The sequence below is a fragment of the Streptomyces sp. NPDC008125 genome (assembly GCF_042957125.1).
Lineage (GTDB): Bacteria > Actinomycetota > Actinomycetes > Streptomycetales > Streptomycetaceae > Streptomyces.
This window is the reverse complement of the sequence record NZ_JBIBHR010000008.1, coordinates 89,611-105,243: the sequence shown is the minus strand read 5'-3', so window position 1 is coordinate 105,243 and position 15,633 is coordinate 89,611. Positions and strand designations below refer to the sequence as shown.

The window sequence follows — 15,633 nt, the reverse complement described above, 5'->3', positions numbered from 1 at the left end:
ACCGGGCGTCCTTCAAGCGCTGACCAATCGCAGGCCGTGATCGGACGGCGGGCGGCCTCCCATTGCCGCCTGCACGGCGGCACTGATGTCCGAGTCGAGCGACCGGGCCAGGTGGCCGTAGCGGTCGATCGTCGTCTGGATCGACTCGTGGCCCAGCCGGGCCTGGATCGCCGGCAGAGGGATGTTCGCGGCCACCAGCCAGGCGACGTGGCTGTGCCGTAGGTCGTGGATCCGAGGTCGGCGGGGGAGGCCGGTCTCCATCGCGGCAGCGACGGCGGGTATCCATTTCCGGTTGTAGAAGTTGGAGTGCCTCCAGGCTTTGCCCATCGGCGTGCGGAAGAGGAACGCCTCCGGTGGCATCCCCTGCTTCAGCCTCTGGGCGAGGTCCACCTGCGTCGGGGCGAGGGCGACCAGACGGCGCGCTTTCCTCGTTCTTCGGGGGTCCGAGGAAGAACGAGGACTGTGCGCCCCTGGGCGACCTCTTCCAGGCCCTCTGGACGTTGACTGTCGGCCCGGGGCTGCCCAGCCGAAGATCTTGTACCTGGAGGGCCGTGGCCTCGCCCCACCGCATGCCAGTACCGATCAGCCAGTCGGCGAGGTCGCGCGCCACAGGCTCGGTGAGGTGCTTGCGGAGGAGTTGGTACTCCTCCTGCTCCAGGAACACCATCTCCTCGGACGTCCCGTCGTCGACACGAGGAAGGCGGGTGTTCGCGCAGCAGTTCTTGGTGCGCAGCGGGGGATCGGCATCGATCGCCGCCTGCGCGATGCACCACAGCAGGCCGTGTCGATTGGCCGTGGACTTCGGCGAGGCCGGTCGACGGACCCACCGCCCTGCCTTCGCGTCCGGCTGGCCCGCTTCCTGAAGCCGAACCCAGTCCTGGACGTTGTCAGCGGTGATGTTCCCGATCGTGGCCGGCATCACGAGCCCCGATCGGGTGGTGTGCACCATGAGGGAGATGTGGCGACCCACCTCGCGCCGGTAGTCGTCCCGGGTCCGCGGGTCGATACCGGTCAGCCGGTCGACGTAGCGCCGGGCCCAGTCGGTCAGGGGCACGTCGTCGGGGTCCTGCTCGGGCTCGACGAAGCCCTGGCCGGGAACCCACCCGTAGGGCCACTGCTGCTGGTGGGCGTCGACGAGCTTCCTGAACGTGTCCGCCTGCTCCGGGTCCTCGAACCTTTCGGCTTCCCAGGTGCCGCCGCGCCCTCCCTGGAGCCAGCGGACCTGGAAACTCGCCGTACCGTCCTTGCGGACCCGCTCCCTGATCGTTGCCATGGCGCAGACGGTAGGGCGAAAATCCGGCCGCGTTTGGCCGCGGTTTGGCCAGCCCGGAACACGAAGAAGCCCCTGACCCGCGTTTCCGCAGATCAGGGGCTTCCCCTTCAAGGGTGAGTAACGGGACTCGAACCCGCGACATCCTGGACCACAACCAGGTGCTCTACCATCTGAGCTATACCCACCATGTTCGTCCGGGCGTTTCCGACCGGCCGAGAAAAAGTGTACAGGGTTTTCGGGGGTGCTCGCGCCACCTTTCCCCGGCCCCCTCCGCGGCCCCGCCCACAGGCCCTTCCAGGCCCGTGAACAGGGGTTTCCCGCGGGGTGGCTACTTCTCGCCCGACACCACGTGGCGGGCGGCGATCTCCTTCGCGCGGTCCGAGTCCGGGCCGGGCTGGGGCACGAAGACGGCCTCGCGGTAGTAGCGCAGCTCCGCGATGGATTCGCGGATGTCGGCCAGTGCCCGGTGGTTGCCGTTCTTGTCCGGGCTGTTGAAGTACGCCTTCGGGAACCAGCGCCGGGCCAGCTCCTTGATCGAGGACACGTCGACGATGCGGTAGTGGAGGTACCCCTCCAGCGCCTGCATGTCGCGCGCGAGGAAGCCCCGGTCGGTGCCGACGGAGTTGCCGCAGAGCGGCGCCTTGCCCGGCTCCTTCACGTGCTCGCGCACGTACGCCAGCACCTGGGCCTCGGCGTCGGCCAGGGTGGCGCCCCCGGCCAGCTCGTCGAGGAGGCCCGAGGTGGTGTGCATGCGCCGCACCACCTCGGGCATCGTCTCCAGCGCCGCGTCCGGCGGGCGGATCACGATGTCCACCCCTTCGCCGAGCACGTTCAACTCCGAGTCGGTGACCAGAGCCGCCACCTCGATGAGTGCGTCGTCCGTCAACGAGAGTCCGGTCATCTCGCAGTCGATCCATACCATGCGGTCGTTCATGGGCCCCACCCTACGGGGCGCTCCGCTGTCCCGGCAGGGCCGGGCGCCCACCGGGATAACCGTCCGGGCTCCGGTCCGGCCGGTCCTGGAGGACCGGAGCTCCCGAGGAGGCGGCGAACGCCGCCAGCCCCGGGGAACCGCCCGGCATCCTCCGTACCGCGGACGCCACCTGCGCGGGTACCACCGCCTCCACCGCGCCGGGCTCCGGCCCCGACCCCGGACGGCGGGCCCGGTAGGCGGCCCGGTACGCGGCGGGGGAGGAGCCCAGCTGACGGCGGAAGTGACCGCGCAACGCCACCGGCGAACGGAAGCCGCAACGGCCCGCGACCTCGTCCACCGAGTAGTCCGACGTCTCCAGCAGCCGCTGCGCCTGGAGCACCCGCTGGGTGATCAGCCATTGCAGCGGCGCGCTGCCGGTGAGCGAACGGAAGCGCCGGTCGAAGGTGCGGCGGCTCATGTACGCGCGGGCCGCGAGCGTCTCCACGTCGAACTGCTCGTGCAGGTGCTCCAGGGCCCAGGCCACGACCTCGGCGAGCGGGTCGGAGCCGATCTCTTCGGGTAAAGACCTGTCGAGGTAGCGCTCCTGGCCGCCGCTGCGGCGCGGCGGCACCACGAGCCGGCGGGCCAGCGCGCCGGCGGCCTCCGTGCCGTGGTCCGTCCGCACGATGTGCAGGCAGAGGTCGATCCCGGCGGCCGTGCCCGCCGAGGTGAGCACGTCACCGTCGTCGACGAACAGCTCGCGCGGATCGACGTGCACCGACGGATAGCGCTTCGCCAGCGTCGGCGCGTACATCCAGTGCGTCGTCGCCGGGCGGCCGTCCAGCAGGCCGGCGGCCGCGAGGACGAACGCCCCGGTGCAGAGCCCGACGATGCGGGCGCCTTCTTCGTGGGCGCGGCGCAGCGCGTCGAGCGCCTCGACCGGAGGCGGCGAGGTGATCGAACGCCAGGCGGGCACCACCACGGTGCCTGCCCTGCTGATCGCCTCCAGGCCGTACGGCGCGGTGAGTTCGAGGCCGCCGGTGGTGCGCAGCGGCCCTTCCTCCCCGCCACAGACCAGCAGGCGATAGCGCGGTACGCCCGCGTCCTGCCGGTCGATGCCGAAGACGGAGAGCGGGATGGAACTCTCGAAGATCGGGCCACCGCTGAACAGCAGTACGGCTACGACTTCCCGGCGTCGCCGCCCGGCCAACTTCCGTGCGGCCTCCGTTGCGGATGCGGAGTCCTGGCTCATGACGCTAAGCCCCCCTCGGTGTTCGCGTCTCCCTGGTCCCTACAGGCCTGTCGCTCCTGCACGTGTCCCCTCGGTGCCGCACGTGTCCCAGTGCTCGATTTCAAGATCGAACCTACTGCGTCCCGCGATGCCGAAATGACACGTTCCCTCACCGGCTCAATGTCGACAAGGCAACGTGGCGTGAAGCGTTCGATCACGAAGCGTTCCACTCGCGAGCGGCACTGTGAAGTGCGCGTCGCGATCATGGCCCGTCCGCGTCGGGTGAAAGCGTACCGCGCGGTCCGTTCCTGCCAGGTGACAAGTGCAAATGAGGGGCACATCGCCAAGGTTTCGGCGCAGATGTGAAGTTGGCTGAAAAGCGACCGTCGTGCGCGTGGGATTCAGTCACGCCCCGGCGCGCTCCCCGCGCACTCTGTGCCCTGTGGGTCGCGCCCCCCGCGCATCCGCGAAGCGGCCCACCAGGGGATCTTCGTCGCCCCCGCGGACCGCCGGCGGGGGCGTGGACGGGGTGGGCCGAAGAGAGCACGCGAGCCCGGTGCACCAACGGCTTCACCGGCGCACGCCCGGGAATTCGCTTGCGCCCGGTGCGCCTGCCCGTGCGCCCTCCCGCGCTCGTGCCCGGCCTGGCTGGGAGCGCCCGGGTGGCGTCGGGCGCGGGCGGTCGCGACGCGCACGCTCGGGGTGCGCACCCCGGCGCCCCGGCGTCGTCATCGGCGTGCCGGGGTGGCCAACAGAGGCCGCTCCGGAGGCCGTACGAGGCGTGCGCCGCTGTTCCAGGACCCTCTCCTGGCCATACCGGCCCGTCGGAAAAACGGGGCGAAGGGCACTCTCCGGCACCGCGACGCTCGGTGTACGGACCATCCGGCATTGCCAACCGCCCTCGCCTCGTGCATGCTCCCCCAAAGCGCGTCACGCGCTTTGCGGCGGTCTGGGCGGTGGAGGAGTGGCGCCGTACCCTTGGGGGTAAAGGGTTGGAAAGATGATTCCCGGACAACAGCCCGACACCAGCCCGGGGCAGCAGCCCCGCGACCTCCGTCGTCGGGCTCCCGACCCGGACGGCCGTAGGGCACAAGTCCACAGCGCCGCACGGCAACCGTTCCCCGCAGCCGTACACGTCCCCCTAGCCGTTCCCTCCTCAAGAGGACTCTCTTCGCCGAGACACCGATGGCCGGTCACGAATTCCCTGAACCCGCAGACCGCAAGCAGGTAACCGACCACGGGTCGGACCCCCTGACGGTCGAAGAAACGCGTCATTCCTGCGACCCGGCCTTCCGGCACGGCGTCGTGGTCGGTTTCGACGGCTCCACGTCCAGTGAGCGAGCCCTCGCCTACGCGATCGGCATGGCCTGCAGGTCCGGCTCCGGACTGATCATCGTGCATGTCGCCAACCGGCTCCCGACCACCGTCTGGGCAGGCTGCGAACCTCCCGTCTTCGTCGACGTACCCGATCACCGCACCGAGGTGCTCGGTCTCGAACTGGCCTGCGCGGAGTACCTCGCCGAGGTGCCGTGGGTGCTGGTCGAGCGCGGCGGCGACATCTGCCACGAACTGGAAGAAGTCGGCCGCGAGTATGCCGCCGACGCGATCGTCGTCGGGTCGACGCACGGGCTGGTGGGCCGGATCTTCGGCTCCGTGGCCGGCCGTCTCGCCCGCCGTGCGCAACGTCCCGTCATCGTCATTCCCTGATCCCGACCGATCCGGATGATCTGATCCGACCGGACTGATCCGACCGGACTGATCCGACCGGACTGATCCGACCGGACTGGTCCGGCTGGTCCGATCCGACCGATCCGATCCGACCGATCCGATCCGATCCGACCGATCCCGACGAAGGACCCGACGCACCCCGGGTGTTGATCAGCCGCTGGATTGACGGACCGTCAACGGGTAGTGGCTGCACATCAGTACGCGGGTCACCCGCACGTGAGGTGCATGACGCGCATGACGGAAGCGGGCGTCCACCACTCGATCGTGGTGGACGCCCGCTTCTCGTCGCCCCGGTCCGGTGCGGACCCGCGAGCCCTACTCGACGGTGACGGACTTCGCCAGGTTGCGCGGCTTGTCGATGTCGCGGCCCATGGCCAGCGCCGTGTGGTAAGCGAAGAGCTGGAGCGGGATACCCATGAGGATCGGGTCGAGCTCGTTCTCGTTCTTCGGCACCACGATGGTGTGGTCCGCCTTCTCCTGGACCTGGTGCGCGACGGCGAGGATCCGGCCGCTGCGCGCCTTGATCTCCTCCATCGCGGCCCGGTTCTTCTCCAGCAGCTCGTCGTCCGGCACGATCGCGACGGTCGGCATCGCGGGCTCGATCAGGGCCAGCGGCCCGTGCTTCAGCTCGGAGGCCGGGTACGCCTCGGCGTGGATGTACGAGACCTCCTTGAGCTTCAGCGAGGCCTCGCGGGCCACCGGGTAGCCCCGCACACGGCCGATGAACATCATCGACTTGGCGTCCGCGTACTCGGCGGCCAGCCGCTTGATCTCGTCCTCGCCGGCCAGGATCTCGCTGATCTGCTCCGGCAGCCGGCGCAGACCGGCGATGATCCGCTTGCCGTCCGCGACCGACAGGTCGCGGATGCGGCCCAGGTGCAGGGCGAGCAGCGCGAAGGAGACCACCGTGTTGGTGAAGCACTTGGTGGAGACCACGCAGACCTCGGGGCCGGCGTGGACGTACGTACCGCCGTCGGCCTCCCGGGCGATGGCGGAGCCCACGACGTTGACGATGCCGAGGACCCGGGCGCCCTTGCGCTTCAGCTCCTGCACGGCGGCCAGTACGTCGTAGGTCTCGCCGGACTGGGAGACGGCGACGTAGAGGGTGTCTGGGTCCACGACCGGGTTGCGGTAGCGGAACTCGGACGCCGGCTCGGCGTCCGCGGGGATGCGGGCCAGCTCCTCGATCAGCTGGGCGCCGATCTGGCCGGCGTGGTACGAGGTGCCGCAGCCGAGGATCTTGATCCGGCGCACCCCGCGCGCCTCACGGGCGTCCAGGTTGAGGCCGCCCAGGTGCACGGTGGAGAAACGGTCGTCGATACGGCCCCGCAGCACGCGGTCGACCGCCTCGGCCTGCTCCGAGATCTCCTTGTGCATGTACGTGTCGTGGCCGCCCATGTCGTACGACTCGGCCTCCCACTCCACGGTGGTCGGCGTGGCCGTCGTGGTCGAGCCCTCCGTGGTGTACGTACGGAAGTCGTCGGCCTTGAGGGTGGCCATCTCGCCGTCGTCGAGGGTCACGACCTGGCGGGTGTGGGCGACCAGTGCGGCGACGTCCGAGGCGACGAACATCTCCTTCTCGCCGATGCCGAGGACGACCGGGGAGCCGTTGCGGGCGACGACGATGCGGTCGTTGAAGTCCGCGTGCATCACCGCGATGCCGTAGGTGCCCTCGACGGAGCGCAGCGCCTCGCGGACCTTCTCCTCCAGGGTCTCGGCCTGGGCGCGGGCGACCAGGTGGACCAGCACCTCGGTGTCGGTCTCGGAGAGGAAGACGACGCCGTCGGCGACGAGCTTCGCGCGGAGCTCGGAGGCGTTGTCGATGATCCCGTTGTGGACGACGGCGACCTTGTTCTCCGCGTCCATGTGCGGGTGGGCGTTCTCGTCGCTCGGGGCGCCGTGGGTGGCCCAGCGGGTGTGCGCGATGCCGGTCGTGCCCGCGAAGCGCTTGGGGATACGGGCCTCCAGCTCGCGGACGCGGCCCTTCGCCTTGACCATTTTCAAGGTGCCCGGCTTGCCCGCCGCGGCCTTGCTCGTCACGACGATGCCCGCCGAGTCGTACCCCCGGTACTCCAGCCGCTGCAGACCTTCCAGCAGCAGCGGAGCGACGTCACGCCTGCCGATGTATCCGACGATCCCGCACATGTCTTCTACCCCTCCTACGACGTACAGATGCCTTGCGGTGCCCTGCCCCGGCGGTGGCCCCGACCGTGGCCCGGCGGTGGCCCGGCCGTTGCCTCAGCCGTTGCCTCAGCCGTAGACGATGCGGCGCAGCTGGCGGAGCGAGAGCTCCGGCGGTGCCACCGCGCGGTGCGGCAGCTCGGCCGCGATCCGCTCGAAGATCTCCGTGTTGACCAGGCCGCCGGACTGCAGTTCGCGGTGGCGGCGCCGGACGAAGGCCTCGGTCGTCTCGTCGAAGAACGCCAGCACGTCGAGTACCACCCGGGCCGCTTCGCCGCGCTGGAGCGAGGTGGAGCGTACGAGGTGGTCGATCAGGTCGTCGTGGGACGAGCGGCGTTCGAGCACCCGTTGATACTGCGTGGGCAGGCGGTCTTATGCAAGAAATCTGCCCGAAATCGGGCAGGAGCTGTGGGAAACATGTGGTGTGGCGGTGTGTACGCCTGCGGTGCGGTGCTCACGGGGGTGCTCCCCGGAGATGGCCGGAAGCGGTTCGCCGGAGCCGAAGGTCGCGCGCGGTTCCACCCATCGCGGCCGAGGCGTACCGGCCGATGCGGGCCACCGCGAACGGGCACGCCCCGCGGCCCGGCCTGGTACGCGGGTCGTCGGACGCCGTCCGCCCGGTCGGTTCCGGAGCCCCGGGCTGCGGTCATCCGGCCACGGTGGCCGGATGGGAGGCGCCGGGGGTGGGTTCGTCCGGGCCGGGCAACCGCTCGCCGAGGGCTTCCGCCGGTACCCGTGCCGAGGGTTCCCCGCCGAGCGCTTCCGCCGTGCCCCTGCTGAGGGGTTCACCCGCCGAGGGCCCCTTCCGCGGGATTCCCCGCCTCTGCCTCCGCCGAGGGCCTCCGCCGGTCACGCCCCGAAGTCGCCCCGGCAGGCGTCGAGCCCCTCGACCGACACCTCCACCCTGCGGTACTCCTCCCACCGTGCCCGGTCGAGCCGGAGTCGCTGGAGGAGCACCGGGGCCCCGCGTACGGCGGCGACCGCCGTGCCGTCGGGGAGGTAGCCCAGGCGCCGCGAGACGCCGAGGGAGGCCGGGTTGTCGGTCATCGCCGCCGACACGGCGCTTTCGGCACCCAGCCCCGCGAACGCCAGGTGCAGCGCGGCGGCCCGCATCTCCGTCCCGAACCCCTGCCGCTGGTGGGCGAGGCCGAGCCAGGAGCCGGTGGCCACCTGGCGGGTCACCCCGAAGTCCCTGGCCGTCAGGTCCTGCCGCCCGACGACCTCGCCGTCGTGCAGGACGGCGAGGCTCAGGGCCCAGTCGGCGGTCGACCAGTTCGCGATCGTGGACAGCACGTGCTGGAACACCGCCCGCGCCACCGCCCCGGGCTCACCGTCGGTCCACGGCACCGAGAACGGCATCCGGTCCGGCGCGTGCACACCCGCGGCGGCCACCGCCGCGAGCCGGTCGGTGAGGGCGGTGTCCGGGAGCCGGAGTTCGAGCCGGGGGGTACGGATACGGAGTCCGTGCAGGGGCCAGTGCTCGTACGGGGTCGTCATGGGCGAACTCTGTCGCAGCGCCCGGAAGGGTGTCGACCGCTTAACCGGGTGGTGACCAGGGCGGCGGTCATCATGGTCGCGGGCTTCGCGATCTTCGGCACTCTCACGCCGCCGGCAGCCCCAGCTCCCGGGCGATCAGCATCCGCTGGACCTCGCTCGTGCCCTCGCCGATCTCCAGGATCTTGGAGTCCCGCCACATGCGGGCGACGGGGTACTCGTTCATGAAGCCGTAGCCGCCGTGGATCTGGGTGGCGTCGCGGGCGTTGTCGACGGCGACCGTCGAGGAGTAGAGCTTCGCGATGGCCGCCTCCTTCTTGAAGGACTCGCCGGCCACCAGGCGGGAGGCCGCGTCGCGCCAGCCGACACGGGCCATGTGGGCACGGGTCTCCATGTCGGCGATCTTGAACTGGATGGCCTGGTTGGCGCCGATCGGGCGGCCGAAGGCGTGGCGTTCGGCGGCGTACTTCACCGACTCGTCCACGCACCCCTGGGCCAGTCCGGTCGCCAGGGCGGAGATCGCGATCCTGCCCTCGTCGAGGATGCGGAGGAACTGGGCGTACCCGCGGCCCTCCTCGCCGAGCAGGTTGGCGGCCGGGACGCGGACGTCGGCGAAAGACAGCTCACGTGTGTCGGAGGCGTTCCAGCCGACCTTGGAGTACGGGGCGGCGACCGTGAAGCCGGGGGTGCCCGACGGGACGACGATCGCGGAGATCCGCGGGGAGCCGTCGTCCTTGCGGCCGGTCACGGCCGTCACGGTCACCAACTCGGTGATGTCCGTGCCGGAGTTGGTGATGAAGCACTTGGAGCCGTTGATCACCCACTCGCCGGCCGCCTCGTCCAGTACCGCCGTGGTGCGGGTGCCGCCCGCGTCCGATCCGCCGTCCGGTTCGGTCAGCCCGAACGCGCCCAGCGCTTCGCCCGAGCAGAGTGCCGGCAGCCACCGCTGCTTCTGCTCCTCGGTACCGAAGCGGTACACCGGCATGGCGCCCAGCGAGACGCCCGCCTCCAGGGTGATCGCCACCGAGGAGTCGACCCGGGCCAGCTCCTCCAGGGCGATCCCGAGGGCGAGGTAGTCGCCGCCCATTCCGCCGTACTCCTCCGGGAACGGCAGCCCGAACAGGCCCATTCGCCCCATCTCCCGCACGATCTCGTACGGGAACTCATGGCGTTCGTAGAAGGCGCCGATCTTCGGGGCGACCACCTCGTGGGCGAACTCCTCGACGGTGCGGCGCAGTTCCTCGTGCTCGGCGGCGAGCCGGTGGTCCAGGGGCATGGCGGGGGTCACTCCTCGGGGGACGCGGGGGACGCGGGGGACGCGGGGGACGGCGGCGGGGTGGGCGAGAGCGCGCGGACGGTACGGGACGGACTCGGGCGGCCCAACCGCCCGGCCAGCCACACGCTGGTGGCGCAGAGGGCGTCGAGGTCGACCCCGGTGTCGATGCCGAGGCCCCGGAGCATCCACACCAGGTCCTCGGTGGCGAGGTTGCCGGTGGCGCTCTTCGCGTACGGGCAGCCGCCGAGGCCGCCCGCCGAGGCGTCGACGGTGGTCACCCCGTGCTGGAGGGCGGCGAGCGTGTTGGACAGGGCCTGGCCGTAGGTGTCGTGGAAGTGCACGCCGATGGTGTCGGTGCGCACCCCCTCCTCGTTCAGCTCGGCGAGCAGGGCCCGCACGTGGCCGGGGGTGGCGACGCCGATCGTGTCGCCGAGGGAGAGCTCGTCGCAGCCGAGGTCCATCAGCGCCTTCGCCACCCTGACGACCTGGTGCACCGGGACCGGCCCCTCCCACGGGTCGCCGAAGCACATCGAGAGGTAGCCGCGCACATGCACCCGGTGCTCCTTCGCGCGGGTCACGACCGGCTCGAACATCGCCAGCGACTCGGCGACGGACCGGTTGAGGTTGCGGGCGGCGAAACTCTCCGTCGCGGAGCCGAAGACCGCGATCCGCCGCGCCCCGAGCGCCAGCGCCCGGTCGAGCCCGCGTTCGTTCGGTACGAGGACGGGGAGCGCGACGCCGTTCGCACCGCCCGGCCCCGGTAGATCGCCGAGCATCGGGAACAGCTCCTCGGCGTCGGCGAGTTGAGGCACCCACGCGGGGTGGACGAAGCTCGTCGCCTCGATGGTGGTGAGCCCGGCGGCTGCCAGCCGGTGGATGAACTCGGCCTTCACGGAGGTCGGTAGAGCTGTCTTCTCGTTCTGCAGCCCGTCGCGCGCGCCCACTTCGTGGATACGGACCCGGGCGGGCAGGTCCTGCGCGGCGACGGTCATCGGCAGGGCGGGGCGTTCGGGGGGCGTCATGACTGCCTCTCCTCCGGGGCGGCGGCGGTGGCGACGGCCGGGGCGGGGGCCGGCGCCGGGTCCGCTGCTCCGGCGTCCGGCGCGACCACGGCCAGCACCTGGTCCATGGCGACGGTGGACCCGGGCGAGACGTCCAGCTCGGTGACGGTCCCGGCGTGCGGGGCGGAGAGGACGTGCTCCATCTTCATCGCCTCGACCACCAGCAGCGCCTGTCCCGCCGACACCGCGTCCCCGACCGCCACCTTGACCACGGTGACCGTGCCCGGCATGGGCGCCGCGAGGGTGTCCGCGCCCGCGCGGGCCGCCCCGCTCAAAGAAGCCTCCACCGGGTCGTGGTCCCGCACCTGCCAGGTGTCGCCGTCGCGGCCGAGCCACTGCCCGGCGCGGCGGAAGTGGTGCACCACGCCGTCGAGTTCGACGGACACCCGCTCCGGACCGACCGTCGCACCCGGGGGCGCCTCCCGTACCACCGGCTCCTGGCCGGCCACCCGCAGCGGGAAGCCGAGCGGGGCGGGGGAGCCACCGGTGCGCCAGCCGCTCGGTACGGAGAACGGGTCCGTCCACCCGTGCGCGTCCGGCACCGGGGCGAGCGCACCGGCCCGTACGGCCGCCGCCGCCGCGTACACCTCGTCCGCTACGCCGTCCGGGACCAGCCCCGCCGCCTCCCGCTCCACCAGCCCCGTGTCGAGCTCGCCCGCCACCACCGCCGGATGGGCCAACAGGCGGCGCAGGAAACCGGCGTTGGTCGGTACGCCCAGGATCACCGTGTCGGCGAGGGCCGCCCGCAGCCGGCGCAGGGCGGTCGCCCGGTCGGGGCCGTACGCGATGACCTTCGACAACATCGGGTCGTACAGCGAACCGACCTCCGTGCCCTCGCTCAGCCCCGAGTCCGTCCGGACCCCGCCGCCCTGCGGTTCGTCCAGGGCGAGCACGGTGCCGCCCGAGGGCAGGAAGCCGCGCGCCGGGTCCTCGGCGCAGACCCGGGCCTCCACGGCGTGCCCGGTGAAGGTGATGTCCGGCTGTGCGCAGGGGAGTTGTTCGCCGGAGGCGACCCGCAGCTGCCACTCCACCAGGTCGATCCCGGTGACCAGTTCGGTGACGGGGTGCTCGACCTGGAGCCGGGTGTTCATCTCCATGAAGCAGTACGCGGACGGGTCGCCGCCCGGCACGATGAACTCGACCGTGCCCGCGCCGACATAGCCGCAGGAAAGGGCCGCGCGCACCGCCGCCTCGCCCATCGCCGCCCGGGTCTCCGCGTCGAGCAGCACCGACGGCGCCTCCTCGATCACCTTCTGGTGGCGGCGCTGGAGCGAGCACTCCCGCTCGCCGAGGTGGACCACGTGGCCGTGGGCGTCCGCGAGCACCTGGATCTCGATGTGCCGGGGGCGCTCGATCCACCGCTCCACCAGCAGCGTGTCGTCGCCGAAGGAGGCCGTCGCCTCGCGGCGGGCCCCCGCGATCTCCTCGGCGAGCAGCGTCTCGTCGTGCACCAGTCGCATGCCCTTGCCGCCGCCGCCCGCCGAGGGCTTCAACAGCACCGGCATGCCGATCCCCCGGGCCGCGTCGGCGAGCTGGGTGTCGGTGAGGCCGCTGCCGGAGGAACCGGGGACGACCGGCACCCCGGCCGCCGCGACCGTCTCCTTCGCCCTGATCTTGTCGCCCATCAGGGAGATCGCGTCGGCGGGCGGCCCGATGAAGACGAGCCCGGCCTCCGCGCACGCGCGGGCGAAGGCGGCGTTCTCCGCGAGGAAGCCGTACCCCGGATGGACCGCCTCGGCCCCCGTGCGACGGGCCGCCTCCAGCAGGGCGGGCACGGCGAGGTAGCTCTGCGCGGCGGGCGCCGGGCCGATCCGTACCGCCGTGTCCGCCTCCCGTACGTGCCGCGCGTCCGCGTCCGCGTCGCTGAAGACGGCGACCGACCGGACGCCGAGGGCGCGCAGCGTCCGGATGACCCGGACGGCGATCTCACCCCGGTTCGCGACCAGGACCGTGCTGAACATGGACGTCCCTCTCTCCCTCTCGCCCGTACGACGCATGCGCTCGCTCACGTCCGGTGCCTCACGTCCGGTGCCTCACGTCTCGTGCCTCACCCGTCGTGCCTCACATCCGGAAGATGCCGAAGCCCGGGTCCGCCGGATTCCGCTCGGGGAGCGGGGCGTTGGCGCACGCGGTCAGCGCGAGGCCGAGCACCTGCCGGGTGTCCGCCGGGTCGATGACCCCGTCGTCCCAGAGCCGGGCGGTCGCGTAGTAGGCGTTGCCCTGCTCCTCGTACTGGGCACGGACCGGCGCCTTGAACGCCTCCTCGTCCTCCGCACTCCAGGCGTCGCCGAGCTGGTCCCGCTTGACCGTGGCGAGGACCGAGGCGGCCTGCTCGCCGCCCATCACCGAGATCTTGGCGTTGGGCCACATCCAGAGGAAGCGGGGCGAGTAGGCCCGGCCGCACATGGAGTAGTTGCCCGCGCCGTACGAACCGCCGACGACGACCGTCAGCTTCGGCACCCGGGTGGTGGCCACCGCGGTGACCATCTTCGCGCCGTGCTTGGCGATGCCCCCGGCCTCGTACGCCTTGCCGACCATGAAGCCCGAGATGTTCTGGAGGAAGACCAGCGGGATGCCCCGCTGGTCGCACAGCTCGATGAAGTGGGCGCCCTTCTGGGCCGATTCGGAGAACAGGATGCCGTTGTTGGCGACGATCCCGACCGGATGGCCGTGCACGTGCGCGAACCCGGTGACCAGCGTCTGGCCGTACTCCGCCTTGAACTCCGCGAACCGCGACCCGTCCACCACCCGGGCGATCACCTCGCGCACGTCGTACGGGGTGCGCGAGTCGACCGGCACCGCGCCGTACAGCCCCGCCGGGTCGGCCTTCGGCTCCTCGGCCGGGCGCACCGTCCAGGGCAGCGCCCCGCGCGCCGGGAACGTCGCCACGATGTTCCGCACGATCCGCAGCGCGTGCGCGTCGTCCTCGGCGAGGTGGTCGGTGACCCCGGACGTACGCGAGTGGACCTCGCCGCCGCCCAGCTCCTCCGCCGTGACGATCTCGCCGGTCGCCGCCTTCACCAGCGGCGGGCCGCCGAGGAAGATCGTGCCCTGGCCGCGCACGATGACCGCCTCGTCGCTCATCGCGGGGACGTACGCGCCGCCCGCCGTGCAGGAACCCAGCACCGCCGCGATCTGCGGGATGCCCGCGCCGGACATCCGTGCCTGGTTGAAGAAGATCCGGCCGAAGTGGTCGCGGTCCGGGAACACCTCGTCCTGCATCGGCAGGAAGGCGCCGCCGGAGTCCACGAGGTAGAGGCAGGGGAGACGGTTCTCCAGCGCCACCTCCTGCGCCCGCAGATGCTTCTTCACGGTCATCGGGTAGTACGTGCCGCCCTTGACCGTCGCGTCGTTGGCGACGATCACGCACTCCCGGCCACTCACCCGGCCGATCCCCGCCACCACCCCGGCGGCCGGTGCGGCGCCGCCGTACAGCCCCTCGGCGGCCAGCGGCGCCAGCTCCAGGAAGGGCGAGCCGGGGTCGAGCAGCGTGTCCACCCGGTCCCGGGGCAGCAGCTTGCCGCGCGCCACATGGCGGGCGCGCGCCTTCTCGCCCCCGCCGAGCCGGGCCGAGGCGAGCCGCGCGCGCAGCTCGTCGGTGAGCGCGCGGTGCGCCGTCTCGTTGGCCCGCCAGGCCTCGGAGGCGGGATCGGCCGCGCTGAGAAGGACCGGTGCCTGTGGTGCCGGTGCCGGCTGCATCGTGTCGAGCCTCCCCGTGAGCGGTGGGGCCCGTGGCCCCCGCCGTGCGGTTAATGAGCGTTAACGCGAACGGCCTCAGGTTAACGAGCGCTAACGGCCCTGTCTAGAATGAATCCCCATGAGCACCCATGCCACCGCCCGCGTCGCGGGGCCCACCCGCCGCGAGCAGATCCTCCGGGAGGCCGCACTCCTCTTCGCCGAGCGCGGCTTCCACGGCGTCGGTGTCGACGAGATAGGTGCCGCCGTGGGCATCAGCGGCCCCGGCCTCTACCGGCACTTCCCCGGCAAGGACGCGATGCTCTCCGAGCTGCTGGTCGGCATCAGCGAGCGCCTCCTCACCGGCGGCCGGCTGCGCGTCGAGGAGGACGCCGCCGCACCGGAGAGCTCCCCGGACGCGCTGCTGGACGCGCTCATCGAGGGCCACATCGACTTCGCCCTCGACGACCGCCCCCTGATCACCCTGCACGACCGCGAGCTGGACCGCCTGCGTGACACCGACCGCAAGCGGGTCCGCCGCCTCCAGCGCGAGTACGTCGAGATCTGGGTCTCCGTCGCCCGCACCCGCTACCCCGCCCTCACCGAGGCCGAGGCCCGCGTCACCGTGCACGCCGTCTTCGGCCTGCTGAACTCCACCCCGCGCCTCGCCCGCCCCGAGGCCCTCCCGGACCGCGCCGCGACCGCGAAGCTGCTGCACCGGCTGGCCAGGGGCGCCTTCGCGGCGGCGGCCGACGGGCGCTGAGCACCCGGCCGCGCCCCCGCGCGGGTTCCGGGGTACGG

12 protein-coding genes and 1 tRNA gene are annotated in these 15,633 nt (G+C 71.8%); 2 read left to right on the top strand and 11 right to left on the bottom strand.

All coding sequences use genetic code 11. The annotated features are described in order from the left end of the window. Nucleotides 1-12: 12 nt before the first annotated feature. From ACFZAX_RS15720 to ACFZAX_RS15705, 4 genes are all read right to left on the bottom strand, one after another. Nucleotides 13-390, bottom strand: coding sequence for a tyrosine-type recombinase/integrase (locus tag ACFZAX_RS15720; protein WP_390962050.1), 378 nt, complete (start codon nt 388-390; stop codon nt 13-15). A 995-nt stretch (nt 391-1,385) separates the two neighbouring features. Beyond that, nucleotides 1,386-1,458 (bottom strand) — tRNA-His (locus ACFZAX_RS15715). A gap of 143 nt (nt 1,459-1,601) precedes the next feature. After that, complete coding sequence (orn, locus tag ACFZAX_RS15710; protein ID WP_390962049.1) at nt 1,602-2,207, bottom strand: oligoribonuclease; 606 nt, start codon at nt 2,205-2,207, stop codon at nt 1,602-1,604. 10 nt (nt 2,208-2,217) lie between these two features. After that, the gene (locus ACFZAX_RS15705; RefSeq protein WP_390962048.1) at nt 2,218-3,438 is read right to left on the bottom strand and encodes a helix-turn-helix domain-containing protein; all 1,221 of its coding nucleotides are present in this window, start codon (nt 3,436-3,438) and stop codon (nt 2,218-2,220) included. Nucleotides 3,439-4,602: 1,164 nt separating this feature from the next. Between ACFZAX_RS15705 and ACFZAX_RS15700 the strand changes: the two genes are divergently transcribed. Beyond that, nucleotides 4,603-5,124 (top strand): universal stress protein, encoded by a 522-nt coding sequence (locus ACFZAX_RS15700; protein ID WP_390962046.1) that lies wholly within the window; start codon nt 4,603-4,605, stop codon nt 5,122-5,124. Between the two features lie 336 nt (nt 5,125-5,460). Here ACFZAX_RS15700 and glmS read toward each other — a convergent pair whose 3' ends face one another. The 7 genes from glmS to ACFZAX_RS15665 all read right to left on the bottom strand — a co-directional run bounded on the left by glmS (nt 5,461) and on the right by ACFZAX_RS15665 (nt 14,856). Further along, nucleotides 5,461-7,290 (bottom strand): glutamine--fructose-6-phosphate transaminase (isomerizing), encoded by a 1,830-nt coding sequence (gene glmS, locus ACFZAX_RS15695; RefSeq protein WP_390962045.1) that lies wholly within the window; start codon nt 7,288-7,290, stop codon nt 5,461-5,463. A gap of 105 nt (nt 7,291-7,395) precedes the next feature. Then, nucleotides 7,396-7,671, bottom strand: a complete 276-nt coding sequence (locus tag ACFZAX_RS15690; RefSeq protein WP_266704610.1) for a hypothetical protein — start codon at nt 7,669-7,671, stop codon at nt 7,396-7,398. A 504-nt stretch (nt 7,672-8,175) separates the two neighbouring features. Then, the gene (locus tag ACFZAX_RS15685) at nt 8,176-8,823 is read right to left on the bottom strand and encodes a GNAT family N-acetyltransferase (protein ID WP_390962043.1); all 648 of its coding nucleotides are present in this window, start codon (nt 8,821-8,823) and stop codon (nt 8,176-8,178) included. Nucleotides 8,824-8,926: 103 nt separating this feature from the next. Continuing rightward, the gene (locus tag ACFZAX_RS15680; RefSeq protein ID WP_390962042.1) at nt 8,927-10,096 is read right to left on the bottom strand and encodes an acyl-CoA dehydrogenase family protein; all 1,170 of its coding nucleotides are present in this window, start codon (nt 10,094-10,096) and stop codon (nt 8,927-8,929) included. An 8-nt stretch (nt 10,097-10,104) separates the two neighbouring features. Then, nucleotides 10,105-11,088 (bottom strand): hydroxymethylglutaryl-CoA lyase, encoded by a 984-nt coding sequence (locus ACFZAX_RS15675; RefSeq protein ID WP_390962293.1) that lies wholly within the window; start codon nt 11,086-11,088, stop codon nt 10,105-10,107. A gap of 26 nt (nt 11,089-11,114) precedes the next feature. Then, a complete protein-coding gene (locus ACFZAX_RS15670) occupies nt 11,115-13,118 on the bottom strand; it encodes a biotin carboxylase N-terminal domain-containing protein (RefSeq protein ID WP_390962038.1) in 2,004 nt (667 codons plus the stop codon). A gap of 100 nt (nt 13,119-13,218) precedes the next feature. Beyond that, a complete protein-coding gene (locus tag ACFZAX_RS15665; RefSeq protein WP_390962037.1) occupies nt 13,219-14,856 on the bottom strand; it encodes a carboxyl transferase domain-containing protein in 1,638 nt (545 codons plus the stop codon). A 118-nt stretch (nt 14,857-14,974) separates the two neighbouring features. On the opposite strand from ACFZAX_RS15665, the gene ACFZAX_RS15660 reads away from it, so the two are divergent. Then, nucleotides 14,975-15,595: a TetR family transcriptional regulator gene (locus tag ACFZAX_RS15660; protein WP_390962036.1), complete on the top strand. Its 621-nt coding sequence runs from the start codon at nt 14,975-14,977 to the stop codon at nt 15,593-15,595. Nucleotides 15,596-15,633 lie beyond the last annotated feature (38 nt).